Source organism: Lysobacter sp. A286, from assembly GCF_054052105.1.
The window spans coordinates 364191-389115 of record NZ_JBSVRJ010000001.1 but is presented as its reverse complement, the minus strand read 5'-3'; the positions used below and the strand labels follow the sequence as shown (position 1 = coordinate 389115).

Annotated in this window: 20 protein-coding genes and 7 pseudogenes; 5 read left to right on the top strand and 22 right to left on the bottom strand. The window is 64.6% G+C overall.

The genetic code is table 11. The annotated features are described in order from the left end of the window. Positions 1 to 7 precede the first annotated feature (7 nt). The 12 genes from ACW7G0_RS01785 to nudE form a co-directional block, all read right to left on the bottom strand. Entirely contained in the window at positions 8 to 802 is a 795-nt protein-coding gene (locus ACW7G0_RS01785) for a thymidylate synthase (protein ID WP_456987266.1), read from the bottom strand. A 1-nt stretch (position 803) separates the two neighbouring features. Then, entirely contained in the window at positions 804 to 1676 is an 873-nt protein-coding gene (gene lgt / locus ACW7G0_RS01780; RefSeq protein ID WP_456987264.1) for a prolipoprotein diacylglyceryl transferase, read from the bottom strand. A gap of 46 nt (positions 1677 to 1722) precedes the next feature. Then, positions 1723 to 2214, bottom strand: coding sequence for a TPM domain-containing protein (locus tag ACW7G0_RS01775; protein ID WP_456987262.1), 492 nt, complete (start codon positions 2212 to 2214; stop codon positions 1723 to 1725). Positions 2215 to 2224: 10 nt separating this feature from the next. Continuing rightward, the gene (locus ACW7G0_RS01770; RefSeq protein ID WP_456987260.1) at positions 2225 to 3196 is read right to left on the bottom strand and encodes a TPM domain-containing protein; all 972 of its coding nucleotides are present in this window, start codon (positions 3194 to 3196) and stop codon (positions 2225 to 2227) included. Continuing rightward, positions 3189 to 3848, bottom strand: coding sequence for a LemA family protein (locus tag ACW7G0_RS01765; protein ID WP_456987258.1), 660 nt, complete (start codon positions 3846 to 3848; stop codon positions 3189 to 3191). The genes ACW7G0_RS01770 and ACW7G0_RS01765 overlap by 8 nt, the downstream gene beginning before the upstream one ends. An 84-nt stretch (positions 3849 to 3932) precedes the next feature. Continuing rightward, on the bottom strand, positions 3933 to 4658 hold the full coding sequence (locus tag ACW7G0_RS01760) for a TerC family protein (protein ID WP_456989425.1): 726 nt from the start codon (positions 4656 to 4658) through the stop codon (positions 3933 to 3935). Positions 4659 to 4731: 73 nt separating this feature from the next. After that, positions 4732 to 5112, bottom strand: coding sequence for a diacylglycerol kinase (locus ACW7G0_RS01755; protein ID WP_456987257.1), 381 nt, complete (start codon positions 5110 to 5112; stop codon positions 4732 to 4734). Positions 5113 to 5352: 240 nt separating this feature from the next. Continuing rightward, positions 5353 to 6312: an isoaspartyl peptidase/L-asparaginase family protein gene (locus ACW7G0_RS01750; protein ID WP_456989424.1), complete on the bottom strand. Its 960-nt coding sequence runs from the start codon at positions 6310 to 6312 to the stop codon at positions 5353 to 5355. A 107-nt stretch (positions 6313 to 6419) separates the two neighbouring features. Then, positions 6420 to 7724: a sensor histidine kinase gene (locus tag ACW7G0_RS01745; RefSeq protein ID WP_456987256.1), complete on the bottom strand. Its 1305-nt coding sequence runs from the start codon at positions 7722 to 7724 to the stop codon at positions 6420 to 6422. A gap of 1 nt (position 7725) precedes the next feature. Further along, positions 7726 to 8436, bottom strand: a complete 711-nt coding sequence (locus ACW7G0_RS01740; RefSeq protein WP_456962293.1) for a response regulator transcription factor — start codon at positions 8434 to 8436, stop codon at positions 7726 to 7728. A gap of 90 nt (positions 8437 to 8526) precedes the next feature. Beyond that, positions 8527 to 9333, bottom strand: coding sequence for a 3'(2'),5'-bisphosphate nucleotidase CysQ (gene cysQ, locus ACW7G0_RS01735; RefSeq protein ID WP_456987254.1), 807 nt, complete (start codon positions 9331 to 9333; stop codon positions 8527 to 8529). Further along, positions 9330 to 9878 (bottom strand): ADP compounds hydrolase NudE, encoded by a 549-nt coding sequence (nudE, locus tag ACW7G0_RS01730; protein ID WP_456962295.1) that lies wholly within the window; start codon positions 9876 to 9878, stop codon positions 9330 to 9332. The genes cysQ and nudE overlap by 4 nt, the downstream gene beginning before the upstream one ends. Positions 9879 to 9958: 80 nt before the next feature. On the opposite strand from nudE, the gene bioA reads away from it, so the two are divergent. Together bioA and ACW7G0_RS01720 are read left to right on the top strand one after the other, a co-directional pair. After that, positions 9959 to 11374 carry an adenosylmethionine--8-amino-7-oxononanoate transaminase gene (gene bioA, locus ACW7G0_RS01725; RefSeq protein ID WP_456987252.1) on the top strand — a complete coding sequence of 472 codons (1416 nt, stop codon included), beginning with the start codon at positions 9959 to 9961 and terminating at the stop codon, positions 11372 to 11374. Next, entirely contained in the window at positions 11365 to 12111 is a 747-nt protein-coding gene (locus tag ACW7G0_RS01720; RefSeq protein WP_456987250.1) for a 16S rRNA (uracil(1498)-N(3))-methyltransferase, read from the top strand. Before bioA ends, ACW7G0_RS01720 begins: the two co-directional genes overlap by 10 nt. A 30-nt stretch (positions 12112 to 12141) precedes the next feature. Here the strand turns inward: ACW7G0_RS01720 and ACW7G0_RS01715 are convergent, their stop codons facing one another. From ACW7G0_RS01715 to ACW7G0_RS01705, 3 genes and pseudogenes are all read right to left on the bottom strand, one after another. Then, entirely contained in the window at positions 12142 to 12663 is a 522-nt protein-coding gene (locus ACW7G0_RS01715) for a chemotaxis protein CheW (RefSeq protein ID WP_456987248.1), read from the bottom strand. Positions 12664 to 12673: 10 nt separating this feature from the next. Next, the gene (locus ACW7G0_RS01710) at positions 12674 to 13897 is read right to left on the bottom strand and encodes a chemotaxis protein CheB (RefSeq protein WP_456987246.1); all 1224 of its coding nucleotides are present in this window, start codon (positions 13895 to 13897) and stop codon (positions 12674 to 12676) included. After that, a pseudogene (locus tag ACW7G0_RS01705) lies at positions 13887 to 16187 on the bottom strand (response regulator); the annotation flags it as partial. The pseudogene ACW7G0_RS01705 and the gene ACW7G0_RS01710, both read right to left, overlap by 11 nt. Positions 16188 to 16528: 341 nt before the next feature. Between ACW7G0_RS01705 and ACW7G0_RS01700 the strand changes: the two are divergent. Continuing rightward, positions 16529 to 16882, top strand: a pseudogene (locus ACW7G0_RS01700) (pentapeptide repeat-containing protein); the annotation flags it as partial. Here ACW7G0_RS01700 and ACW7G0_RS01695 read toward each other — a convergent pair. Continuing rightward, a pseudogene (locus ACW7G0_RS01695) lies at positions 16817 to 17068 on the bottom strand (pentapeptide repeat-containing protein); the annotation flags it as partial. The pseudogenes ACW7G0_RS01700 and ACW7G0_RS01695 overlap by 66 nt on opposite strands. Between ACW7G0_RS01695 and ACW7G0_RS01690 the strand changes: the two are divergent. After that, positions 16994 to 17200 (top strand): annotated as a pseudogene (locus ACW7G0_RS01690) (pentapeptide repeat-containing protein); the annotation flags it as partial. The pseudogenes ACW7G0_RS01695 and ACW7G0_RS01690 sit on opposite strands and share 75 nt — an antisense overlap. On the opposite strand, the pseudogene ACW7G0_RS01685 reads toward ACW7G0_RS01690, so the two are convergent. The 6 genes and pseudogenes from ACW7G0_RS01685 to pilG all read right to left on the bottom strand — a co-directional run. Beyond that, positions 17156 to 17269 (bottom strand): annotated as a pseudogene (locus ACW7G0_RS01685) (hypothetical protein); the annotation flags it as partial. The pseudogenes ACW7G0_RS01690 and ACW7G0_RS01685 sit on opposite strands and share 45 nt — an antisense overlap. A 235-nt stretch (positions 17270 to 17504) precedes the next feature. After that, positions 17505 to 20240: pseudogene (locus ACW7G0_RS01680) on the bottom strand (Hpt domain-containing protein); the annotation flags it as partial. 97 nt (positions 20241 to 20337) lie between these two features. Beyond that, positions 20338 to 22359, bottom strand: coding sequence for a methyl-accepting chemotaxis protein (locus ACW7G0_RS01675; RefSeq protein ID WP_456987244.1), 2022 nt, complete (start codon positions 22357 to 22359; stop codon positions 20338 to 20340). 67 nt (positions 22360 to 22426) lie between these two features. Continuing rightward, positions 22427 to 22987 (bottom strand): annotated as a pseudogene (locus ACW7G0_RS01670) (chemotaxis protein CheW); the annotation flags it as partial. Then, complete coding sequence (locus ACW7G0_RS01665) at positions 22984 to 23349, bottom strand: response regulator (protein ID WP_456962301.1); 366 nt, start codon at positions 23347 to 23349, stop codon at positions 22984 to 22986. The pseudogene ACW7G0_RS01670 and the gene ACW7G0_RS01665, both read right to left, overlap by 4 nt. Before the next feature lie 19 nt (positions 23350 to 23368). Then, a complete protein-coding gene (gene pilG / locus ACW7G0_RS01660) occupies positions 23369 to 23770 on the bottom strand; it encodes a twitching motility response regulator PilG (protein WP_456962302.1) in 402 nt (133 codons plus the stop codon). A 197-nt stretch (positions 23771 to 23967) separates the two neighbouring features. Here pilG and gshB point away from each other — a divergent pair, with 197 nt between their 5' ends. After that, positions 23968 to 24924: a glutathione synthase gene (gene gshB / locus ACW7G0_RS01655; RefSeq protein ID WP_456987243.1), complete on the top strand. Its 957-nt coding sequence runs from the start codon at positions 23968 to 23970 to the stop codon at positions 24922 to 24924. Position 24925 lies beyond the last annotated feature (1 nt).

Genomic DNA, 24925 nt, shown 5'->3' with positions numbered 1-24925 from the left:
TCGACGATCACACCGCCACCGGTGCCTTGATCGCCGGCAACGGGTCGTACCCCTGGATCTCGATATCGGCATAGGTGAAGCCGGAGATATCCTGCACGTGCGGATTCAACTGCAGCCGGGGCAGCGCGAGCGGTTCGCGCGACAACTGCTCGCGTGCCTGCTGATAGTGGTTGGAATACAGGTGGGCATCACCCAGGGTATGCACGAAGTCGCCGACTTCCAGCCCGCACACCTGCGCCACCATATGGGTCAGCAGGGCGTAGCTGGCAATGTTGAACGGCACTCCCAGGAAGATGTCGCCACTGCGCTGATATAGCTGACAGCTGAGCTTGCCCTCCACGACATAGAACTGGAACAGCGTATGGCACGGCATCAACGCCATTTCCGGCAGGTCTGCGACATTCCATGACGAGACGATCAAGCGGCGCGAATCAGGGTTGCGCTTGATCTCATTCACCACCCATTCGATCTGGTCGATCTCTTTGCCATCCGCACCCGCCCAGCGACGCCACTGTTTGCCATAGATCGGGCCAAGCTCGCCGTCCGGATCCGCCCATTCGTCCCAGATCCTGACCTTGTTGTCGCGCAGGTAGGCGATATTGGTCTGTCCCTGCAGGAACCACAGCAACTCGTGCACGATCGAGCGCAAATGCAGCTGCTTGGTAGTGACCAGCGGAAACCCCCGGGCCAGGTCAAAGCGCATCTGCCAACCAAATACGCTGCGGGTGCCGGTGCCGGTGCGATCGGATTTTTCGGTGCCGTGCTCCAGCACGTGAGCCAGCAGCTCCAGGTACTGGCGCATCTCAGGCCTCCGGAAGTGGCTGTGGCTGCACGGTCGGTGAGCGACGTGAACGCCACAACCAGAACAGGCCCAGGGCAATCAACGGCACGCTCAACAGCTGGCCCATGGTCAGCCAGCCGAACGCCAGATAGCCCAGCTGCACGTCGGGTACCCGCACGAATTCGACCAGGAACCGGAAGCTGCCGTACAGCACCAGGAACAGTCCGGACACGGCATAGCGTGGCCGCGGCTTGCGCGAGAACCACCACACGATGCAGAACGTCACCAAACCCTCCAGCACGGTCTGGTACAGCTGCGAGGGATGGCGGGCGAACCGGTCCAAAGCCCCACTGGCAAACTGCGCCTGGAGCTGCTCGCTGCTCCAGCCGGCAAACTCCGGCGCACGCGGGAACAGCACGCCCCAGCCGCCATCGGTGACCTTGCCCCACAACTCGCCGCCAATGTAGTTGCCCAGCCGGCCCAGTCCCAGTCCCGCCGGCACCAGGGGCACGACAAAGTCGGCCACATCGAAGAAATGCAGGCCCTGCTTGCGCGACCACCAGTACCCGGCCGCGGCAACGCCGAGCAAACCGCCATGGAAGCTCATCCCGCCTTCCCAGATGCGCAGCAGCATCAACGGGTCATCCAGCAGGTCGCTGAACCCGTAAAACAGGACGTAGCCGATGCGCCCACCCAGCACCACCCCGAGCATGCCGTAGAACAACAGGTCGCCAAACGCCTGCTCGTTGACCCCCGGCAATCGGCCGGCGCGGATGCGGCGCAAGCCCAGCCACCAGGCGATGCCAAACCCCAGCAGGTACATGATGCCGTACCAGTGAACCTGCAACGGCCCCAGGCTGAAAGCAATCGGATTGATCTGGTGCAGGATGATCATGAAGCGCGCGGTTCCCGGTCGATGACAGTCAATCTATTGTGCCCGCTCAGTCCAGCACGTGGGGTCGGTTCGGCAACTCGTCGCGATCCTCATCGTCCGGATCACGCACAAAATGCCCGGCCACCAGCGCCGATATCGCCTCGATGCCGCGCACGATGGCGGTTTCAGGTTCACCGGCCTTGAGATGCTCCTCGATCAACTGACAGACACCCCGCCATTGCTCCGGGGCAACGCGGCCGTCGAAGCCGCGATCAGCGACCAGTTCGATGCGATGGTCCGCCAGCAACAGGTACAGCAACACGCCATTGTTGCCTTGCGTATCCCATACGCCGAGTTGCGCAAACACTTCCTGCGCCCGGTCGCGCGCCGACTGTCCCGCCAAGACCGCGCGGATCGACAGTCCCGACTCGACCGCAAAACATATCTCTGCACTGTGGTGCTGCTCGCTGTCGGCAACCGCAGCGGTGATGCGTTGCAAGCGCTCGGCCGGAAACAACCGCCGCGTGGAAGGTGCAAACAGGTGCCTGAGCATTCGCATCAGCATGTCGTCACCAGCTGCCCGAGGCGCCGCCGCCTCCGCTCATGCCACCACCACCACCCCAGCCTCCGCCGCCGAAACCGCCTCCGCCGCCAAGGCCACCACCGCCCCACCCGCCACCACCGATCCCACCGAATCCACCAATGCCGTGGTGTCGCGCAAATCGCCCACCGCCACCGCTGCCCAGTCCGAACAGCAGGCCGATGACCGCCCCGATGCCGCCCACCAGCAGCAACGACGACAGCAACCAGGCAACACCACCGGCAGCGGCCGCCACCAATCCGCCGCGCACGGGACGGGATGCACCGCTGAATACCCCTCGTGCGACCTGGGCGGCAATGAAGGCCGCGAACACGGCAAACAGCCAACCGCCACCACCCTCGTCACGACCAGTCCGGGTGTCGGCCATGGGTGCCGGCAATGGTTCGCCGTCGATCAACTTGGTCAGCGCGCCCGTAGCGGCGACGATGCCACCGGCATAATCGCCCTCGCGGAACCGCGGCACCAGGTATTCCTGGATCACCCGCATCGAGGTCGCATCGGGAATCGCGCCCTCAAGGCCGTAGCCGACCTCGATCCGGACCCGGCGGTCATCCCGGGCAACCACCAGCAGCACGCCGTCATCGACTTTCTCGCGGCCGAGCTGCCACTGGTCGTAGGCACGCACCGCATATTGCGCGATGTCCTCCGGCAACGTGGTGGGCACCATCAACACCTGCAACTGGCTGCCCTTGCGTTGCTGCAACGCCAATGCCTGGGCCACCAGCTGTTGGCGGGTGGTCGCATCGAGGGTACCGGTGGTATCCACCACGGGAGAATCCAGCGCCGGAATCGGTGCGAGGTCCTGCGCCGACAGCAGGCCCGTTACCAACAGCAGTGCGATCACCAGCCAGGGCCGCAACACCCCGGCCAGGCCATGCGACAAACGTGGAGTGACGACTGCCGTAACCGCGACGATGGCGATGGCGCTATCGTCAGCCATTCGCCGGCGCAGGCTCCGGTTGTGCCTGCTCCGGCTGTACAGGCTCCGATTGGGTCGGCGCGGTCGCAGGAGTGGCGCCCGGCTGGCTGAAATCAACCGTCGGTGGCTGTCGAATCTGCGCCTCGTTGTCTACCGAGAAGTTCGGCTTGGTGTCGTATCCGAACACCATCGCCGTCAGGTTGGTCGGAAACTGGCGAATGAAGGTGTTGTAGTCCTGCACCGACTCGATGTAGCGCTGGCGCTCGACCGTGATCCGGTTCTCGGTGCCCTCCAACTGCGCCTGCAACTGCAGGAAGTTCTGGTCGGCCTTCAATTGCGGGTAGTTTTCACTGACCATCAACAACCGGCCGATCGCACTTTGCAACTGTCCCTGGGCCTGCTGGAACTGCTCCAGTGATGCCGCATCGCCGGCATCGACATTGATGCTGCCAACCCGCGAGCGCGCCTCGGTGACTTCGGTCAGCACCCGTTGCTCATGGGACGCATAGCCCTGCACCGTAGCCACCAGGTTGGGCACCAGGTCGGCCCGACGCTTGTACACGTTCAGGACTTGTGACCAGGCGGCGGAAACCGCTTCATCCTTCTGCTGGATGGTGTTGTAACCGCAGCCACTGAGCAGCATCGCAGCCACCAGCACAAGCACGATTCGCATGGCACGACTCCTTTCCCGATGATGGTCGGCATTGCACCACCGCCGACCGCACCATGCAATAGACGCCGGGTGAAGAAGGCGCGCTTAGTGGTGCAGTTGCTGCCTGGCGGCGCGACGCTTGGCCGCCAGGTTCAGGACCTCGACCAGCGCCGAGAACCCCATCGCCCCATAGATGTAGCCCTTCGAGACGTGGATCCCGAAGCCTTCCAGGATCAGGTACACACCGATCAACACGATGAATGCCAAGGCGAGCATCTTGACGGTCGGATTACGATCGATGAAGCGCCCCAGCGGCGTGGCGGCCATCAACATCACCACCACGGCCAACAGGATCGCGCAGACCATGATCCAGGTCTGGTTGGCCATGCCGACCGCAGCGATCACCGAATCCAGCGAAAACACGATATCGATCACGGCGATCTGCGCCAGCACCATCCCGAACGAGACCGCGGGCCGGGTGTGGATATCATCCGATTCGGCTTCTCCACGGATCGAGTCACGGATCTCCATGACGCCCTTCACCAGCAAGAACGCGCCGCCGAGGATCAACACCAGGTCGCGTACCGAAATACCCCGGCCAAACAGCTGGAACAGATCGCTGGTCAGTCCGGCCAACCATGCCAGGACCAGCAACAGGCAGATACGGCTGATGCAAGCGACGGCGATGCCGATCTTGCGCGCCCGCTCTCGGGTTTCCGCCGGCAACCGGCTGACCGCGATCGAAATAAACACCAGGTTATCGATGCCCAGCACGATCTCGATCGAGCTCAGCGTAATCAGGGTGATCCAGACTTCCGGATCCATCAGCATCTCAGGCACGCGTGTGTCCCATGTCAGTTGAATAAAAGTGTTCTACGGCGCCACTACGACCGGGCGGGGTGAATCAGAACCACCTCGACCCGACGATCAGCGCCCAGGTCAGTGCCACGTTCAGCATCAGCACGAACACCGCAGCCGAACCCATGTCCTTGGCCCGGCCCGACAGCTCGTGAAACTGTGCTCCATACCGCTCGATCACCGCCTCGACCGCCGAATTGAGCAGCTCGACACTCAACACCAGCAGCATTGACCCAATCAGCAACACCTGCTCGACAGGAGTCTGGCCCAGCCACCAGCCCAGCGGAGCGAGCACCACGAACAGACAGACTTCCAGACGGAACGAGGACTCATGCAGCCACGCCGCAGCAAGCCCCTGCAACGACCACCTGGCTGCTTTCAGCACACGGCCGGGACCGCGTGGCAGATGGCCGATCTGATCAGCCATCTCAGTAACGTTGCCCGTGAATCGAGGTCTCGTGCATCAGCATAGGGTCGGCATCAGTAGGGGCTCGGTAACATCCAGGGAGCCATTCGCGGAAGTTCACCCGGAAATTTCCGGGTAGACGCAACCAAGGCCACGCCAAGCCGCCAATTTTGCCACAACGATCGCGATACCGTCGGCTCGGAACCCACCAGAACCGTATACACGGCCTCCCGACGCTGCGGTAGTGGCCGTCGCGGGCCGCTATTGCTCGAAGATCGCAATACCACGACTTCCGTCAGGCTTGATCCAGGCGCGGTACATGGTGCCGGTGTTGAACGGCATCGCGATATTGCCTTCGCTATCAAGCGCGATCGCGCCGCCGTCACCGCCAGCGGCGGGGACAATCCGGTTGACGACCTCTTCAGCTGCTTCGGCGAGCGAGTCGCCGCGGTAGGCCACGCGCGCGCAGATATCGTGGGCGACCGCATTGCGGATATAGAACTCACCCCAGCCGGTACCGGACACGCCACAGTGCTCATCGGCCCAGGTGCCGGCACCAATGATCGGGGCGTCACCGATCCGCCCCCACTTCTTGTTGGTCATGCCACCAGTGCTGGTCGCCGCGGCGATGTGGCCATGCTGGTCCAGCGCGACCGCACCAACGGTGCCGAAATACTGGCCGGGCGTATCGTCGCCAACCGCCACCTGTGCCTTTTCAAGTGCGCGGCGACGGTGCTCGGTATCGAACCAGTCATTGGACACCCGCTCGATCCCGGGCTGCGTATCAGCGAACGCTTCGGCACCCTCACCGGCCAGCATCACGTGCTTGCTGTGCTCCATTACCGCTCGCGCCAGGTTGATCGGGTGGCGCACGGTGGTCACGCCGGCAACCGCCCCGGCACGCCGGGTGTGGCCTTCCATGATCGACGCATCCAGCTCATGGCCACCTTGCGCGTTGAATACCGCGCCCTTGCCGGCGTTGAAGCGCGGCGAGTCTTCCAGCACCTGGATCGCCGCCTGGACGGCATCCAGGGCACTGCCTCCGGCCGCGAGAACCCCGTGACCCGCATCCAGCGCCCGGCCAAGATCGGCCCGCGCCGCCTTCTCGTCGTCAGCGCTGAGCGACTCACGCGGCACGTAACCGGCGCCGCCGTGGATCACCAGCGCGGTCTTGGAGGTGGTCGCGGTCTCCGCCCCGGGCTGTTGTGCGTGGACGTTCATGGCGGTCAACGCGAGCAGCAGGACGGGTGCGAGGAAAAGTTGGCGCATGGTCGACTCCGTGGTATCAGGCGCCGAGGATAGCGCGACCGGACCGCCTGCCCCAGCGGCTAGCCGAGAAACCGGATGGTCGCAATGGTGCCCTGTCCCGGCAGGCTGCCCAAGCTCACCGGCCAGCCCATGCGTTCGCCAAGCCGGCGCGCGATAGACAGCCCCATGCCCCGCCCACCCTCGCGCGAGGTATCGTGCCGATAGAACGGGGCGAACGCCTTGGCGATCGTTTGCGCGTCCATGCCGATGCCGCTATCGCGAACCTCCACACTGGCTGCCTCCAGCCGCACCTCGATGTTGCCGTGATCGGTGAACTGGACGGCGTTGCTGAGCAGGTTGCCCACCATCACCGCCAACACGTGCGGCGGACCGAATAATTGCGGCCCGCCGTTGTCGACCACCTCGATCGCGACCGGCTTGTCGCGAAGCATGGGACGGATGCGCTCCACTTGTTCCTGGACGATGTCGCGTACATCGAACTGGATGCTTTGTGGCGCCACGTCGGCTTCGCGAGCCAGGATCAGGAATGCGTCGATCACGGCCTCCATGTCACGTCCGGCCCTCTGCACGCGTGCCAGCGAACGCAATGTCGTGGGGTGGGTATCCGGGTCACCGAGCATCATGTCGGTGGCCACCCGGATCACCGTCAACGGCGTGCGCAGTTCGTGGCTGGCGTCGCGGGTAAAGTCACGCTCGCGCTCGACGAAATCCGCTACCCGGTCGGCCAAACCGACCAGCGCGCGGGACAGTTCGCGTACTTCGCTGCCCGCTTCGACCGGCAGGTTGTGGGGCTTGATCAGGCTGGCGTCGGGGTCGCGCGGGTCCCAGCGCGTTACCACGTTGGCCAGCCAACCGACCGGAGCCACCAGTCGCTTGGACGTGCGGTAGGTCAACCACGACACCAGGTAGGTCACCAGCAACGACAGGATCAACGACACCAGGCCGGTAAGGCCGATGGCGCGATCGATGTGCCCCGCCTGGAAGACCAGGTAGAAAGTGCCTTGCGGGCGGCGATCGACCAACACCTCTTCGAACTGCTCCGGAGCGCCGGGCACTGCGACCCGGTATCGGCCCGGCGCGAACTCGCGCAGATACCGGGGCGCGGTGCGGTCGCCCGGAGCGGCCGGATCGACATACCCCGCCATGGTGGAGGTCCGCGGCAATGGAAATGCCGGGCTCGCCGCCCTGCCGACCCAGAACGTGTCGGCCTCACGCTGCATCCGCTCACCCAGGATGGTGTCGCGCACGGCAATACCCGTAAGCACCACACCTGCAGTGATAACGATGCTGGCCACGACGGCCTGCAGGATGAAGGCCAGCTTGATTCGGCGTGGCAGGCCTTCGGTCACGGCAACTTTTGCCATGTCATTCCGGCTGTTGCGAGATATCCGCCACCCGATAGCCTGCCGATTGCACCGTATGCAGCAGTTGCTTGTCGAACGGCTTGTCGATTGTCTTGCGCAGGTTGTACAGGTGGCTCCTCAAGGTATCGGAATCAGGCAGCCCGTTGCCCCAGATCTCGCGTTCGATCTCCTGGCGGCTTACCACGCGGGGCGATTCACGCATCAGGATCGTCAGCAGGCGCAGCCCGATGGGCGATAACTGCAGCTCGCTGCCACCGCGGGTCACTCTCAAGCTGGCCGGATCCAGCACCAGATCGGCCACCTTCAGCACCTCGCCGCCCACTTGGCGACGATCACGGCGGATCAGCGCGCGCAAACGCGCCTCCAGCTCCTGGATCGCGAATGGTTTAGTCAGGTAGTCATCGGCGCCGGAGGACAACCCCTTGAGTTTCTCGTCCAGGGTGTCGCGTGCGGTCAACATCAAGACCGGCGTCGACTTGCGCGCTTCTTCGCGTAAGCGCTTGCAGACCTCGATCCCGTCCAGGCGCGGCAACATCAGGTCGAGCACAATCACGTCGTAGCTGTTCTCAGCCGCAAGCCGGTAGCCGTCCAGCCCGTCGGCGGCAAAATCCACCTCGAAGCCGCGACCTTCCAGGTATTCGCCCACCATCTCGGAAATATTGCGGTTGTCCTCCACGATGAGGACCAACCCTCCATCCTGCGTACCCTGCATGAGTCGCTCCTGTCTTCAGTTTTGTGAAGACTGCCGATCGGCGCGTAGACGTTTCGTGAAGATCACCCGTCGAGGATCACCCGTCGAAGATCAGCCGTCGCTGCCGTCCCACTGACGCCATGGCAACGCGGTATCGCCAAGTGCGATGAACGCCCCGTTGAGCAACGTATCGCGCTGGTTGTAGCGAAACGGCCGGCCTTTCAGGTCAATCACGCCACCGCCCGCGCCCTCCAACACCGCCTGACCGGCTGCAGTGTCCCATTCGCTCGTGGGGCCAAAACGCGGATAGACGTCGATCGCACCCTCGGCCAGACGGCAGAATTTCAGTGACGATCCCAGGCCAACCGGCTCCACCGGCCCCATGCGTTCGATGAACGTCGCAGTACGTTGGTCGCGATGGGACCGACTGGCGGCAACCCGCAGTGGTGCCGTCGCGGGGCGGCGTACATGCAGCGGCTGGTCGATGCCATCGTCGCCGCGCTTGAACGCGCCCAACCCGTCGCCGCCATGCCACACCGCACCGCTGGTGGGTGCCTGGACCACGCCCCAGGTCGCCACCCCGTGTTCGATCAGCGCGATGTTGACGCTGAACTCACCATTGCGCTTGACGAATTCGCGGGTGCCATCCAACGGGTCGACCAGCCACAGCCGCGACCAGCGCAGGCGCTCGGCCGCCGGGAGCTGTTTTGATTCTTCCGACAGCACCGGTATGTCCGGGGTCAATCGGGTCAACCCGGCCACGATGCAGTGGTGGGCGGCGAGGTCGGCGGCGGTCAATGGCGACTGGTCCGCTTTGTGATCGACCACGAACGGACTCTGGTAAACGTCCAGGATGCGGGTCGCGGCGGCCTGCGCAACGGCAATCACTGCTTCGCGCAGATCCTGATCAATGCTCATCCGTGCATCCTCAGCCATTCCCGGGCGATGAACAATGCGGCGATGCTGCGTCCCTCGGAAAAATCGTCGCGAAGGATCAGCTCGTGCAACGAGTCGATCTTCCACGGCACCAGTTCCAACGGTTCCGGCTCATCGCCCGCCAGGCGCTCGGGATACAGGTCGCGCGCGAGCACCAGATGAGTCGCATGGCTCATGTAGGTCGGAGCCAGGGTCAACTCGCGCAGCACGGTCAACGATCGCGCGCCGTAGCCAGCCTCCTCCTTCAACTCGCGGTCGGCCGCCTGCACCGGCACTTCGCCTGCGTCGATCCGCCCCTTGACCAGGCCGAGTTCATAGCGATGCACACCGGCGGCGTACTCGCGCACCAGCAATACGGTGTCCGCATCGAGCATTGGCACCACCACGACCGCGCCGTGGCCGCGACCGTGCAGGCGCTGGAAGCGTCGCCGCTCGCCGTTGCTGAACTCCAGGTCGAGATGCTCAAGCCGGTACGGCCCGCTGTCGTCTTCCTCGATGCCATGGATGACCGGCAGCCTCCGGGTCATGGCGTGACACCGGTGACGGAAACCGGACTCGCGGGAAGCGCGATAATGGACGAATGATAGAAAAGACTCACGATACGACGATGCTAGCAGAGCGCGGCGGCGACACGGACAACTCCGAAAACGAGGCCGCGAGCTGGCGCGCACGCGACCTCGCGGTCTTGTGGCACCCATGCACGCAGATGCGCGAACACCCCGACACCCTGCCATTGCTCGCCATAGAGCGCGGCGAAGGACCGTGGCTGGTCGGTCGCGACGGCCGTCGTTACCTGGATGCCGGCAGTAGTTGGTGGACCAACCTGTTCGGCCACGCCGAACCACGCCTGGCGGCCGCCATCTGCAGGCAGGCCAACACCCTCGAGCATGTGATCCTCGCCGGTTGCTCCCATGCCCCCGCAGTGGAGCTGGCCGAACGGCTGCTTGCACTGGCGCCACGCGAGCCCGGTCGACCACCGATGACCAAGGTGTTCTATGCCGACAACGGCTCGTCCGGCGTCGAGGTCGCGCTGAAGATGACATTCCACTGGTTCCGCAACCGCGGCGAACTGCGCCGGACCAAGTTCGCCGCACTGGAAGGCGGTTACCACGGAGAGACCCTCGGCGCCCTCGCCGTCGGCGACGTGCCGCTGTATCGACGCGTCTATGCGCCGTTGTTGACCGAGGCGGTGTTCGCGCCCTCACCCGATGCCTACCTGGCACGACCCGGGCAAAGCGCGGCCAGCCATGCCGAAGATGCCGCCGACGCGCTCGCCCGGCTGCTCGACCACCACGCCGGCGAGATCTGCGCATTGATCCTGGAGCCACGGGTGCAGTGCGCCGGCGGCATGCGCATGCACGACCCGGTCTACCTCAAGCGAGCACGCGAGCTGTGCGACGTGCACGGGATATTCCTGATTGCCGATGAAGTCGCGGTCGGCTTTGGTCGTACCGGAACCATGTTTGCCTGCGAGCAGGCCGGCATTGCACCGGACCTGATGTGCCTGTCGAAAGGCCTGACCGGTGGCACCATGCCATTGGCGGCCGTGCTGGCGACCCAGGAGCTGTACGACGGCTTCCTGGATGACTCGCGCGAGCGCGCATTCCTGCATTCGCACAGCTATACCGGCAATCCGCTTGGCTGCGCCGCGGCCCTGGCCACGCTGGACATCTTCGAGTCCGACGACGTGATCGCGCGCAACCAGGTTACTGCCGCGCGCATGGCGGAACTGGCGGCTCCGCTGGGCGACCACCCCCACGTCGCCGACCTGCGCCAGGCCGGGATGATCGTCGCTTTCGAGTTGACCAGGAACGGCAACAAGGCGACCCCGTTCGACCCCGCGGCACGCATTGGCTTGCGCACTTACCGCGCAGCACTCGACCGGGGGGTATTGCTGCGCCCGCTGGGCGATATCGTCTATTGGATGCCGCCATACACCGTGGACGAGGATGCCCTGCAACTGTTGGCCAACACCACCCGTGAGGTGATCGACCAGGCCATAACGGAGGCCGGGTGCGCCTGACCCGGGTACATGTCGACCAGCCCCTGTTGCCGGGGACGGAGCTGGCGCTGCCGGAGGGCCCCGCCGTGCATCTGGCGCGGGTGTTGCGCCTTGGCGTCGGTGATGCGTGCACGTTGTTCAACGGAGACGGACACGATTACCCGGCGCAGGTCGTTGCGGTGGGCAAGCGCCAGTTGCGGGTATTGATTGGCGAGGCCCGCGCGGTGGCGCGCGAGTCACCGCTGCGGATCATCCTGCTGCAAGGCATCGCGCGCGGCGAAAAGATGGACCTGATCATGCAGAAAGCGACCGAGCTTGGCGTGGCAGGGATCCACCCGATCATCTCCCAGCGCAGCGAGGTCAAGCTCGATCAGGCACGTGCGGAAAAACGCTTGGGGCATTGGTCCGCGGTGGTCATCGCCGCTTGCGAGCAGAGCGGCCGCGCGGTGGTGCCGGTGGTGGCCCCACCCGTCGCGCTGGCCGATGCCTTGGGCGCACTGTGCGCCGATGACCGGCGCAGGCTGGTCCTTGATCCTGACGGTCCGCTTTCTTTTTCCCGGATGGAACTCGACACCAACCAGACCCTGGTACTTGCGATCGGGCCGGAAGGCGGATGGTCAGACAATGACCAGCAGCAATTCGCTCAGGCGGGCTTCCAGGGCCTGCGTCTGGGACCGCGGATCCTGCGCACCGAAACTGCCGGCCTGGCCACGATTGCCGCACTCCAGGCCCGCTTCGGCGATTTGGCCGGCACCTGAATGAGTCATCAGGGCGGTGACCGTGCCAGCTCAGGCGGCCTGGTTGCGCGCCAGCGTCTCGGCGATCAGCGACTCGACAGCCTCCAGATCCGGCACGTAGGCGTCATCTTCGTTGAGCTTCACCCGCGCCTGCACCATGGCCGGTAATTCATCGCCGGTATCAACTTCCAGATGGGTGCGCGACACCGTCACCAGACGTGGAAATCCCTGGCTGAGGATGGCGAAATAGGGCGTTTTCGAAACGCCGCCCAGCGCCTTCAGTACCAGTACCTTGCTGCTCAACCCGCCTTGCTCCTGCGCCACCCCGGCCAGCGTCGAAAATCCAATCAGGGGCACCTGCCAGCCACGCCAGCGGGTCAGGCCGATCAACCAGTCCGGTGCTTCTTCCAACGGCTCAGGCGGAGCAAAGGACATCACCTCGGCGATGGTGGCGTTGGGCAGCAGCAGTCGTGCGCCAGCGATCTGGATCAGTACCCCACGGACATCCTGCTCGACGTCCTCACTCCGGGGTTGGTCGGCGACGGTGGCTTCCACGTGAGAATGATTTGACATATCGGGTTCCTCAGGACGGCCAGCGCCGTGACAGTTTCACGGCAAGTTCCGCCGGCGAAGCGACGTCGCCGCCACGCGCGGCCAGCGCATTGGACGCGTCGGCGTCATAACAGCCATCCGCGGCCTGTCCCGCCACCAGGGCACCGGCCCAGCCGTGGTTCAAGACTGCATCGACCTGGGAAGCATCACTGCCGCTCAGCAACAATATGGCACTGTCCGACGATGGCATGGACGCGATCAGATCCCCTTCCTGGTTGAAGCGGATCCCGCTATCGCTGACATCCACGCCGATCGAGTCGGGCAGGATGTAGACGATCCCGGCATGGGCAAACTGACCGGGTTCGGCAAGCCGCACCGGCAACGCGGTCGCACGTTGCATCTGTGCGACCAACTTGTCGTAACGCGCACCGGCCAGATGCTGCTGGACCAATATCGGCCGCGGGAACCCTTCCGCTATCCCGCCCAACAACTGCCGGACCGCGTCGGGGCCTCCCAACCCCGCAAGCACCAGTACCGCGCCACGTGCCTGCTCGGCACCTTTGACGGGCGTGTCATCGACCAGCTCAAGGCCGGAGATACGCCGCTCCAGGTCACCCAGATCGCGCTGGAACCGGTCTTTGATGGTCGACTCACTGGCCACTTCAAGTGCCACGGATCCGTCGTCGAGACTCAGCTCTGCCGGGCGCTCGTTCACGCCGGCCCGGTCCGGTACAGGTACAGGTACAGGTACCGCCACCGGGATATCTGCAATTTCCGCAAGCACCGGATCGAACTGATCTGACAGACTCAGCCCTTCCGGTTGTTCCGTGGGAACTGTCGGCGCGACATCGGCCGTGACCACCGCCTCGACGGATGCGGGCGCTTCCATCTCGCCGGGCTCGGTACCCGCCGGCAACACGTCACCGTGCCGTTGCAGCTTGGCGATCAGGTGGCGTTGCCAACGCGCGACCTCCCAGCCATCGCGGTTGCCAGCCAAATCGGCTTCCTCGTAGATCACCTCGACATCGGAATCAAACAGCACCGCATCGAACCGGTCCAGCGCATCCTCCGTCGACGGGTCCAACGCAACCAGCACCACCTTCGGCGCAGCCTCCGTCAAGGTTGCAGGGTCAAGATCCACCGGATCGCCTTCCAGTACGCATTCCAGGCCGGCCAGGCCCAGTACTTCGCGCAGGCGATCACAGGCCAACCCGGGACTGGCCAACAGTGCCGCCCGCCGCGATTCAGCCGTCATGGCGCACTTCGATCCCGAGCAGCTCATAGACATTGCGCATCAGTTCGGGTTCCTGGTAAGGCTTGCCGAGGTAGCGATCGACCCCGATATCCATCGCGCGCTGGCGATGCTTGTCCCCGGTGCGCGAGGTGATCATCACGATCGGGATGTCTTTCAGCCGCGGATCGGCCTTCATGTGGGTCGCCAACTCGTAACCGTCCATGCGTGGCATCTCGATGTCCAGCAACATCAGGTCGGGTACGACATCGGCCATCCGCTCCAACGCGTCGATGCCGTCCTTTGCCGTCGCCACCTCGAAGTTGTGCCGTTCCAGGACCCGACCGCTGACCTTGCGCATGGTCACCGAGTCATCCACCACCATCACCAGCGGCACCGAGCGGGCTTCCACCACTTCCACGTTGCCGGAGTAGTCGGCAGGCAACGCCGCCTGGCGGCGCACCAACGGAGCGATATCGAGGATCACCACGACGCTACCGTCGCCCATGATGGTTGCCCCGAAGATGCCGGGAAGCGAAGCCACCTGTGGCCCAACGGGCTTGACCACGATCTCCCGGTTGCCGATGACCTGGTCGACCAGCACCGCAACCCGCAGGTCGCCGGAGCGAACCAGCAACAGCGGCATCTGCAACTGGCCTTCCGCCTTCGCCGGGGCGTGGCCCGACAGCTGGCCGAGGTCGTGAACCACATAGTCCTCGCCACCGTAACGGTAGGTGGCGTCGCGTGGCTGGCCATCGGCGTCGACCAGTTCCTCGCGCGCGATGCGCGATACACCGCGGATCGATGCGATCGGGACCGCGAAGTTGACCTCGCCAATCTTGACGAACACCGCCTGGGTGACCGCCAGCGTCTGCGGCAGGCGCAGGACGAAGGTGGTGCCCTTGCCGGACTCCGACTGGATGTCCAGGGTACCGCCCAGCTGCCGGACCTCGTTGGCAACCACGTCCATGCCGACGCCGCGTCCGGACAAGCGGCTGACGGAATCCGCAGTCGAGAATCCCGGCTCAAGAATCAGCGCATCGAGGTCGAAATTGCTCAGCACCGCATCGCTGCGGACCAGCCCGCGTTCCTCGCCGCGGCGACGGATGCTCGCCCGGTCCAGCCCACGCCCGTCGTCGGCGATCTCCAGCACCACTTCCGATCCTTCGCGGCGGATCAAGATATGGACGGTGCCTTCTTCGGGCTTGCCGGCTTGCCTGCGCTCCGCCGGCGTTTCCAGCCCGTGCGCGATGGCATTGCGCAGCATGTGCTCCAGTGGCGCGGTCATGCGTTCCAGCACGTTGCGATCCAGCTCGCCGCTGGAGCCGTCCAGCTTCAGCAACACCTGCTTGCCGAGCTCACCGGAGGCCTGGCGGATCACGCGCCGCAGGCGTGGCAGCAGGCCATCGAAGGGCACCATGCGGGTGCGCATGAGGCCTTCCTGAAGGTCTGAACTCACCCGCGACTGCTGCAGCAACAAGGTTTCGTACTGACGCGTCAGGTCGTCCAGGGTGAGCTGCAGGCTGCCCTGATCGGCGGCCGATTCCGACAGCGCCCGTGACAGCTGCTGCAAGGTGGAGAAACGGTCCAGTTCGAGGGGATCGAAAACCGAGTCACCCTCTTCGGCCTCACGTTGATAGCGGGCGACGATCTGCGCCTCGGTCTCCATCTCCAGCCGGCGCAGCTGGTCACGCATACGGGTATTGGTTGCCGCCATTTCCGAGATAGCGCCGCGGAACGCGCCCAACTGCTGTTCCAACCGAGCCCGGTAGATCGCCACTTCACCGGCGTAGTTGACCAGGCGGTCAAGCAGGTCGGCGCGAATACGCACCTGCTCCTGCGGCGCGCGCACGACGATATCGTCATCGTCGTCTTGCTGCTGGTCATCAATAGGCGCCGACAATGGCGCAAGCGTCGCACTGGTGGTGCTGGCGGGCGCTTCTGCCTGGCGCGCCGTCGCCGCCGTGTCGCTACTCGGCTCCACAACGATGACTGCCGCATCCGTGCTTTCGCCGCGTGAACGCGCTTCAAATTCGGCGATCAAAAGGTCCGGCATCGCGATGGCGCGACGTCCGCCGACCCGGGTGACCATCGCGTGCAGGCGGTCGAACCCGCGCTCCAGCAACGGCACGCCATCGCTGCCGAGTTCACGGCGCTGTTCGACCACCGCTTCCAGCAGCGATTCCATGACATGGCCGAGTTCGCCCACGGCCATGATCCCGGCCATCCGCGCACCGCCCTTGAGCGTATGCAGGTCGCGTTGCAAGCCGACCAGCGGCTCGCGTTCCTCGGGGTTGTCACGCAATGTCGCCAACAAGGAGTCGGCATGGTCGAGCAGGTCAATGCCTTCTTCGACGAAGATATCGACCAGTTCGGGATCCAGGTCGGTCAGGTCCAGATCCTGATCGGGATCCTCGATCCGGCTGATGGCATCAAGCAATGCCGCAGATTCATCGGGCTTCGCCACCCGCAAACTATCAACCGCCTGGTCTGCCAGCTCGTGGTCTGCCAGCTCGTCGTTTGGCAGCTCGTCCTGGCCCGACGCCACCACGGCGGAATGAGACGACTCGACCTCAGGGTTGGTGATCTCGACCGCAGCCATTTCGACCGCTGTTGCGGTGGCCGCGCTTCCACCAGCCGCCTCGGCGGCTTGCTGTGCATATTCGATTTCGAGGGCGGCGTACTCTGCCGCTTCCTCCGCTTCGACGCGCTCGGCTTCGATTCGTTCGGCTTCGATTCGTTCGGCTTCGATCCGTTCGGCTTCGACCCGCTCGGCTTCGACCCGCTCGGCTTCGACCCGCTCGGCTTCGACCCGCTCGGCTTCGACCCGATCAGCTTCGACCCGCTCGGCTTCGACCCGATCAGCTTCGACCCGATCAGCTTCGGTCCACTCAGCCTCGATCCGCTCAGCTTCGATCCGCTCAGCTTCGACCCGATCAGCTTCGATCCGCTCAGCTTCGATCCGCTCAGCTTCGATCCGCTCAGCTTCGATCCGCTCAGCTTCGATCCGCTCAGCTTCGATCCGCTCAGCTTCGATCCGCTCAGCTTCGATCCGCTCAGCTTCGATCCGCTCAGCTTCGATCCGCTCAGCTTCGATCCGCTCAGCTTCGATCCGCTCAGCTTCGATCCGCTCAGCTTCGATCCGCTCAGCTTCGATCCGCTCAGCTTCGATCCGCTCAGCCTCGATCCGCTCAGCCTCGATCCGCTCAGCTTCGATCCGCTCAGCTTCGATCCGCTCAGCTTCGATCCGCTCAGCTTCGATCCGCTCAGCTTCGATCCGCTCAGCTTCGATCCGCTCAGCTTCGATCCGCTCAGCTTCGATCCGCTCAGCTTCGATCCGCTCGGCTTCGGTCCGCTCAGCTTCGGTCCGCTCGCCTTCGACCCGCTCGGCGTCAATCAGCGCGGTTTCGTCCGCCACCGCGGCGGCGTCATCACCCGCATAGGGGGTCAGATCGACCATCGATATCCCGCTGGTGGCCATTGTCGGCAGTGGTACGTCGATGTCGACCAGCGGCCCCGATGCCCGGGCATCGGGAAGGCTGTCGCGCAATGCCCGCATCTGCTCGGCCACGCCGGCGAACTCCGGCACCCGCGGCCGGTCCGACTGCAGCGCGGCAAGCGTGCTGGCAACGGCGGTCGCAACCCCCGAGATCGCCGCAACACCCTCGGCCGTGGCTGGCAACCCGGATGCCAACAGTCGCCTGACATAGGCTTCTGCGGGCGTGGTGATCTCGGTGATGACGGGCACTTCCGTCATCGCGAACGCGCCGTTGAGGGTGTGGATCGCACGCTGCAACTGGTCATCGGCCGGCTGCGGGTGATCCTGGGAAGCGCTCAGCCAATCGTGGATCGTGCCCAGGTGCCCGGTGACTTCGGTACCGAGGATCTCCAGCAATACAGGGTCAACCGAAGCGGGAATTCCGGACGGCTCCTCGGGCAGTGCTGGAGCTTCGAGTCCGTCGGTCTCCGGCACCACGTCAGACGCGTCGCCTTCGGCTTCACTGGCGGCACCCATATCCGCCGCGCCGTCCGCCTCCCTGCCCGTCGCGACGGTCGGGGTATGGAAGACTTCCTCGCCGTCGGCGATCCGATCAGCCACGGACTGGATGCCCTCGAGATCGGCGGTGATCGCCCCGACCCCTTGCAGCGCTGCGTGCAACTGCGGCAGGGCGGCGTGGGCTTCATCGACGATCGCCACCACCGCGGGGCTGGCCAGGCGCGTGCCTTCCAGGACGCGGTTGAGGACATTCTCGATCTTCCAGCTGAACTCACCCAGAGTGCTGGCCCCGACCAGGCGGCCGCTGCCCTTGAGGGTATGGAAGACGCGACGCAACGAGCGCAGCTGCTCCATGTTTTCCGGCGTTTGCCGCCAGACGGACAGCTGTGTCCCCAGATTACCGATCTCCTCCTCCAGTTCCTCCAGGAAGACTTCGCGGATCTCATCGTCGATGTCATCGTTACTTCCAAAACCATCGACACCGCGGCCTACCAGCACGACCGATTCGGGGTCGTGCGCCACCAGCCCGGACGTGACTGCCGGCGCGGTCGACTCCGGTTCCGGGGTCTCGTGCATCGCTGGGGCATCGATCGACAACCGGTCGATCGCGGCGGCGGCCTCGTCCTCATCGCGGGACGACAACGGTGATGGCGTCGCGGCCTGGTCGGCGTCGAACGGTGTCGGCACCGGCCAGTAGCCCAGCGTCGCCAGGCTATGACGGGCGATCTCCAGGATGCGGTCGCGGCTGGGCCGCTGCTCGCGCAACGCTTCCAGGTAGTACTCGACACTGGCCAGGGCGTCGGCCATGGTGTCCAGCTGCTTCCCGTTGGGGACACGTTTGCGGTCGATCAGCTCGACTTCGACATAACGTTGTATGCCAAACAGGTAATCCGCCGGCACGTTGAAATCCAGGATGCGCAACGCACCACTGACCTCCCCCAGCAGGCGCGGAACCTCGACCAGCTCAGCGTGGTCCCAGTTGGTCTCCACGAACGCGACGAACGACTGGCGGGCGTCACCGAAGTTCGCAATCGCCTCGCGCACCACGACCTCGAGGATCTTGCGCGACTCGCTCGCCAACATATCCTCGTCGGCGTGATCGTCCGACAATCCCAACCGGGCGACTTGCTCGTCGAGCGAAGCGTCCACATACAAAAGCGCGCCGGCGACGTCCAGCAAGACGGATTCTTCCGCGGCCCGCTGGCCGGAGACGATCTCCTGCATCGCATCGCGTTGCTGCACCACCACGCCGCGAGCGATTCCCAGCCCGAGCATGCCGAGGGTGTCGCTGACCCGACCAAGCGTCTCCACTTGCGGGCGCAGGTCGTCCACCCCGGTCTGACCCGTGCGCAGATGCAGATCGAGTGCGTCCTTCACACGCAGCAGGTCTTCCTTGAGCGCGCTGGATACGGTGTCCAGCAACGCACGATTGCGGCCGCTGAGGCTGCCTCGAGCGTGCTCGAGCTCCGATACGGTGGGTGGCGCCGCATCCAGCTCGAAGGTCTTGCGCAGGCTGTCCAGCGCCGGATGGCCGTCGTCACTATGGGCAACGTGGTACAGCAGTTGTCGGGTCGGCTCGGCATTGGGCTCGCCGCCCGGTGCACGGTAGCCGGTTTCGCCCAGCAGCTGCCGCGCCTCACGTTCCACGCCGCCAAAGGCGAGGCGCAAGGTGCGCGTTGGAGGCAGTGCGCCATCGCGCAGCGCACCGGCAACCGAGGAAGCGACCCACAGCATGCGTCGCAACGGCTCGATCGAGACTTCCGAAAGCAGGCCGTCGACCAACTGGGCCAGCCGCGCGGCATCTGCCGGCGCGCCGTTCTCGGGCCATTGCGCCAGTTCCCGGCCCAGCGCTACGAGGTTCTCACTGGCCGGCTGCCGGCCGGTGCGAATCGTGTCCGCATTCTGCTGGGGTGCCGGCAAGTCGACCGGCAACGGCCGGTTCATATTCGGCGCGAACAAGACACTTTCGTTCAGTCCGGCCTCGCCCCGCGTGGCGCGCAACTCGTTGAGCAGCGGCAGCAATACGATAGGAATATCCCGGTGACCACCCTGCAAGCGCTCAAGGTAATCGGGCAGCTGCACCACCCCGCGCATCAGCATCGTGCAGGCGTCGTCGCGATCGCTGATCTCGCCATGTAGCAAGGCCAGGGCCAGTCGCTCCATTTCCTCGGCGACCATTGCCGGCGCGTACAGCTCCACCATGCGCAAGGTCCCGTGGACCTGGTGCAGGTGGCTGGCGCAGGTCCGCATCGCGCTTCCGTCGCCAGGTGATTCGGCATACGCCTCGATCTCCTGGCGCGCCAGGCGCAAGGTCTCGTCCAGCTCCGGCTTGATCCAACCCAGCGTGGTGGTGTCGATCGCGTCGCGCATCACGGTCATCACGCAGCACTCCACTGGTTGGCGAGCGGGCGCAGGGGTTGCGAGCGACCGGGTGTCAGGCTGTTCATCCGTCGATCCAATTTTCGCCTCAGGCCGGGAGCTTGAAGTCGGCAACCGAGCGCCGCAGGTCGGCGGCCAGTTGCGCCAGGTTTCCAATCGACTGCGCGGTCTGGTTCGCGCCCTCGGTGGTTTGCGAGGTGATCTGCTGGATCGTGTTCATGGTCTGGGTGATGTTGGCCGCCGCGCCAGACTGCTGTTGCGCGGCCGTCGAGATCCCCTGGATCAATCCGGACAGATCCGACGAGACCTTCTCGATCTCACCCAGGGCGGTACCGGCATCCTCGGCCAGCCGCGCACCGGAGACGACTTCGGTGGTGGTCTGCTCCATCGAGCTGACGGCCTCGTTGGTATCGGATTGAATGGTCTGGACCAGCGACTCGATCCGCTTGGTCGCATTGGAGGAGCGTTCCGCCAGGCGCTGCACTTCATCGGCCACCACCGCGAACCCGCGGCCGGCCTCACCAGCCGAAGCCGCCTGGATGGCTGCGTTCAGCGCCAGGATGTTGGTCTGCTCGGAGATGTCGTTGATCAGTTCGACGATGGAGCCGATCTCCTGGGAGGACTCACCCAGCCGCTTGATGCGCTTTGAGGTTTCCTGGATCTGGTCACGGATGCTGTCCATGCCCTGGATCGTCTGGCGCACGACGCCGGCACCGGCCGTCGCGATCTGCACCGAGCGTTGCGCCACGTCGGCGGATTCCGCGGAGTTCTTCGAGACCTGGTCGATACTGGCGGCGATTTCGCTGATACGACCGGAGGCGGAAGTAATCTCCTGTGCCTGATGCTGCGCCGCGTCGGCCAGCTGCATGGCGGTGGCCTGGGTTTCCTGGGCGCTGGAGGCGACCTGGACCGAGGTATCGGTAATGGTCTGTACCAGGCTGCGCAACTGCTCGACGGCGAAGTTGATGGAGTCGGCGATTGCGCCGGTCATGTCTTCCGTCACGGTCGCCTTGACGGTCAGATCGCCCTCTGCCAGCGAGCCCATTTCGTCCAGCAGGCGCATGATCGCCTCCTGGTTGCGGTCGTTGAGTTCCTTGCTGGTGCTGTAGCGCGCGTGCTGCGCCCGGTTCAACGAGAACAGCAGTCCGACAATCGCCAGCAATGCGATCAGGCCGGAGATGATGGATACCCACAAGTTGCCCAGCAAGCTGGTGTCCTTCAACGAGCCGAATGCATTGAAGGCATCAAACAGCGAGCGACTTTCGGACAGCAACTTGTCAGAGCCGGTGGTGATCGCGTCAGCCGCAGCCTGGGCGCGGAACAGGTTCTGCGAACTTCCCAGGATCGCATCCAGGTCGGTCTTCATCGCCGTCCACAGCGTTTCGGCCTGGCCCAGGGCGTTCAGGGCGTTGGCGTTGCTCAGTGGGGTGATGCCGGTGCCTTCGTCGCCAGCGCGCAAGCCGGCCAACACGTTTCCAAACACTGCGGCGTCGCGGGCCAGGCCTTCGCCCGCGGCCTCGGCATTGCTTCCGCCGGCGCGGATCTCGGTCACCCGCCGGGCCATGGTCCCCGACAACACGACCTGGCGCAGCGCATAGTAGACCTGTGACGATGGCGAGCCGCTGGCGGACATCGCGCGGACCAGTTCGTCCAGCCGCGCCTGCAGGTCCGGCACCTGGCTGGTGAAGCTGTTGGCATTGCCGGCCAGGCCAAGCACGGCCTTCTCGCTGGCGATTACCTGCTGTGCACTTTTGTCCAGCGGCGCCCAGGTCTGGCTGACATCAGCGATTGCCCCGGATACCCCGGGGGTGTCCCCGAAGTTCGTGGTCAGGTCACCGATGTTCGCATCGACTTCCGCCTTGGTTGCCTTGAACGAGGTAAACGCCGCCTGGTCACCACCGACGGCCTCACGACCTCGCACCGCCAACTGCTGCGACAACACCTGCAGGTTCGAGGCCGAGGTACTGGCACCGCCCAGACGTGCGGCCTTCCAGGTCGCATAACCGGTATTCAGGCCGAAAATCAGCACCGAAAAACCCAGCACGATCAACCACGTGTTGACCCCGATGTTGCGGGTCTTGCCGGCGACGGAATTCATTTCAGTGCTCATGTTCAACCTCAAGTGCGTTGCTGGCGTGGGTTTCGTTGCCGTGAAGTTCGGTACGCAGCGGTTCAAAGGCCGCCTGTCTGAATTCCGGGGTTCGGGCCAGCCGGTCCAGGCTGAACACTCCCCAGAGATGCTCGCCCAAGCGGTAAGCCCGGCTGATGAAATGGGTATAACGGCCCTCGACCAGCGCGGCAGGGTCGGTGCCGTCGGCCGCCTCCAGCTGGGACTCGTTGAAGCTGCGCTGGCCGTACATCTCGTCGATCAACACGGCAACGTCACCGCCCGGCTGGCGCACCAGCAACATGCGCTGGGCTTCATGCAACACGGTGCGCTCGCCTTCCAGGAACTGGCGAAGGTCTACTACCGGCAACAGGTTCCCGCGTACGTTGGCCAGGCCCAACAGCCATGACCGCGCGCCCGGCACGGGTGTGACCTGGGGCAGCGGCAGGATCTCCAGGACCTCGTCAAACCCGGAGGCGAGCCGACGATTGCCTATGCGATAACCCACGCCGCGCCACAGGCCTGGCGCTTCCAACTGCTCTGGCAGCCCGGCGACATGCGCCAGGCTGCGCCGCTCGTAGTTGACCAGGATCGCAAACGGATCCGGCGCCGTAGCCGCCGGGTAGTTCACGGCCCCAACAGCTCGTTGATGCGCGCGATCAGCTCGTCTTCGCGTGGTGGCTTGACGATGTAGTCCCTGGCGCCCTGGCGCAGGCCCCAGGCCTTGTCGGTTTCCATGCCCTTGGTGCTGACGATCAATACCGGGATGGCCTTGGTGGCCTCATCGCGCGACAAGGCGCGCGTCGCCTGGAAGCCATTCATCCCCGGCAGGATCACGTCCATCAAGACCAGGTCCGGCTGCTCGCGGCGGCAGGTATCGATACCGTCCTCGGCATTGCCCGAAGCGAGTACCTCATGTCCGTTGCGTTCCAGCAACTGGGTCAGGACCGCCGTATCAGTCGGCGAATCCTCGATCAGAAGAATACGTGCCATTGGATGCCTTACCCCCCGGTCAGGCGTTGTTGACGTGCGTTCGTATGGCGTCGAGGAGTTCCCCGCGCGTAAATGGTTTGGTGAGGTACTGCTGGGAACCCACGATGCGGCCACGCGCCTTGTCGAACAAGCCGTCCTTGGACGAGAGCATGATCACCGGCGTGCTCTTGAAAACCTGGTTGTTCTTGATCAATGCGCAGGTCTGGTAGCCATCCAGGCGCGGCATCATGATATCCACGAAGATGATCTGCGGCTGCTGGTCGGCAATCTTTGCCAATGCCTCGAAGCCATCGGTGGCGGTCACCACTTGGCAACCCTCACGCTTGAGCAATGTCTCGGCGGTACGGCGGATGGTCTTGGAGTCATCAATCACCATGACTCGCAAACCATCAAGGCTGCCGCTGCGAACCTCGTCGTGCATCTTCAAATATCCCCGATATCCCAATGCGAAGCGCCAATGCCAAATCCCCGGGCGCGTTGCGTAGGCTCCCTTTATTCCAAGCCAGATGCAAGCTGTCAAGCACGGAAATGTTCGCGATCAAGATGAATGCGCGCCGCTGCGGCGATCTGCCGGAGCCCCTGCTACCATCGTTGCCACTCCATACAACCAGTGTCGCCATGCCACTCGACATCGTCGTCGTGATGGACCCGATCGGGTCGATCAAGATTGCCAAGGACTCCACCTTCGCCATGCTGCTGGAAGCCCAGCGGCGTTCGCACCGGTTGTGGTACGTGGTGCCGGGCGGGCTCGGCCTGCGCGATGGCAAGGCGGTGGCGAAGGTGACCCGGCTGCGTGTTCGCGACGACCCGGCCGACTGGTTCGAGCTGGAAGCGGCCACCCAGGTCGACCTTGGTGCAGGCCACGTGCTGTTGATGCGCAAGGACCCGCCGGTCGACAACGAATTCATCTACGACACCCAGGTCCTCAGCCTCGCCCAGGACGCCGGCGCGCTGGTGGTCAACGACCCGCAAGGGCTGCGCGACTACAACGAAAAGCTGGCCGCATTGCTGTTCCCGCAGTGCTGCCCGCCTACCGTGGTCAGCCGCGACATGGCAACGCTGAAGGCATTCATCGCCGAACAGGGCCAGGCGGTGTTGAAGCCGTTGGACGGAATGGGCGGACGCTCGATCTTCCGCGTTGGCCACGGCGATCCCAATACCAACGTGATCCTGGAGACCCTGCTCGGCGATGGGCCCCACATGGCAATGGCGCAGCGTTATATCCCCGAGATCAGCGCCGGCGACAAGCGCATCCTGCTGGTTGACGGGGTGCCGGTCGACTACTGTCTGGCGCGCATTCCGCAGGGCGACGAGTTCCGTGGCAACCTCGCCGCCGGCGGGCGTGGCGAAGGCCGTCCGCTGAGCGAGCGCGACCGCTGGATTGCCGCCCAGGTCGGACCGCAGATGAAGCGTCGCGGGATGTTGTTCGTCGGCCTGGACGTGATCGGCGACTACCTGACCGAGGTCAACGTCACCAGTCCCACCTGCATCCGCGAGCTGGACGCACAGTTCGGCTTGAACATCGCCGCCAGCCTGTTCGATGCCATCGAGGCACGGGCGGCCGCCGAAGCGTGAG

Excerpts from the sequence above, each read along its gene's own strand:
- ACW7G0_RS01785 (WP_456987266.1), bottom strand. The coding sequence starts at position 802 with ATGCGCCAGTACCTGGAGCTGCTGGCTCACGTGCTGGAGCACGGCACC.
- lgt (WP_456987264.1), bottom strand. The coding sequence starts at position 1,676 with ATGATCATCCTGCACCAGATCAATCCGATTGCTTTCAGCCTGGGGCCG.
- ACW7G0_RS01775 (WP_456987262.1), bottom strand. The coding sequence starts at position 2,214 with ATGCGAATGCTCAGGCACCTGTTTGCACCTTCCACGCGGCGGTTGTTT.
- ACW7G0_RS01770 (WP_456987260.1), bottom strand. The coding sequence starts at position 3,196 with ATGGCTGACGATAGCGCCATCGCCATCGTCGCGGTTACGGCAGTCGTC.
- ACW7G0_RS01765 (WP_456987258.1), bottom strand. The coding sequence starts at position 3,848 with ATGCGAATCGTGCTTGTGCTGGTGGCTGCGATGCTGCTCAGTGGCTGC.
- ACW7G0_RS01760 (WP_456989425.1), bottom strand. The coding sequence starts at position 4,658 with ATGCTGATGGATCCGGAAGTCTGGATCACCCTGATTACGCTGAGCTCG.
- ACW7G0_RS01755 (WP_456987257.1), bottom strand. The coding sequence starts at position 5,112 with ATGGCTGATCAGATCGGCCATCTGCCACGCGGTCCCGGCCGTGTGCTG.
- ACW7G0_RS01750 (WP_456989424.1), bottom strand. The coding sequence starts at position 6,312 with ATGAACGTCCACGCACAACAGCCCGGGGCGGAGACCGCGACCACCTCC.
- ACW7G0_RS01745 (WP_456987256.1), bottom strand. The coding sequence starts at position 7,724 with ATGGCAAAAGTTGCCGTGACCGAAGGCCTGCCACGCCGAATCAAGCTG.
- ACW7G0_RS01740 (WP_456962293.1), bottom strand. The coding sequence starts at position 8,436 with ATGCAGGGTACGCAGGATGGAGGGTTGGTCCTCATCGTGGAGGACAAC.
- cysQ (WP_456987254.1), bottom strand. The coding sequence starts at position 9,333 with ATGAGCATTGATCAGGATCTGCGCGAAGCAGTGATTGCCGTTGCGCAG.
- nudE (WP_456962295.1), bottom strand. The coding sequence starts at position 9,878 with ATGACCCGGAGGCTGCCGGTCATCCATGGCATCGAGGAAGACGACAGC.
- bioA (WP_456987252.1), top strand. The coding sequence starts at position 9,959 with ATGCTAGCAGAGCGCGGCGGCGACACGGACAACTCCGAAAACGAGGCC.
- ACW7G0_RS01715 (WP_456987248.1), bottom strand. The coding sequence starts at position 12,663 with ATGTCAAATCATTCTCACGTGGAAGCCACCGTCGCCGACCAACCCCGG.
- ACW7G0_RS01710 (WP_456987246.1), bottom strand. The coding sequence starts at position 13,897 with ATGACGGCTGAATCGCGGCGGGCGGCACTGTTGGCCAGTCCCGGGTTG.
- ACW7G0_RS01675 (WP_456987244.1), bottom strand. The coding sequence starts at position 22,359 with ATGAGCACTGAAATGAATTCCGTCGCCGGCAAGACCCGCAACATCGGG.
- ACW7G0_RS01665 (WP_456962301.1), bottom strand. The coding sequence starts at position 23,349 with ATGGCACGTATTCTTCTGATCGAGGATTCGCCGACTGATACGGCGGTC.
- pilG (WP_456962302.1), bottom strand. The coding sequence starts at position 23,770 with ATGCACGACGAGGTTCGCAGCGGCAGCCTTGATGGTTTGCGAGTCATG.
- gshB (WP_456987243.1), top strand. The coding sequence starts at position 23,968 with ATGCCACTCGACATCGTCGTCGTGATGGACCCGATCGGGTCGATCAAG.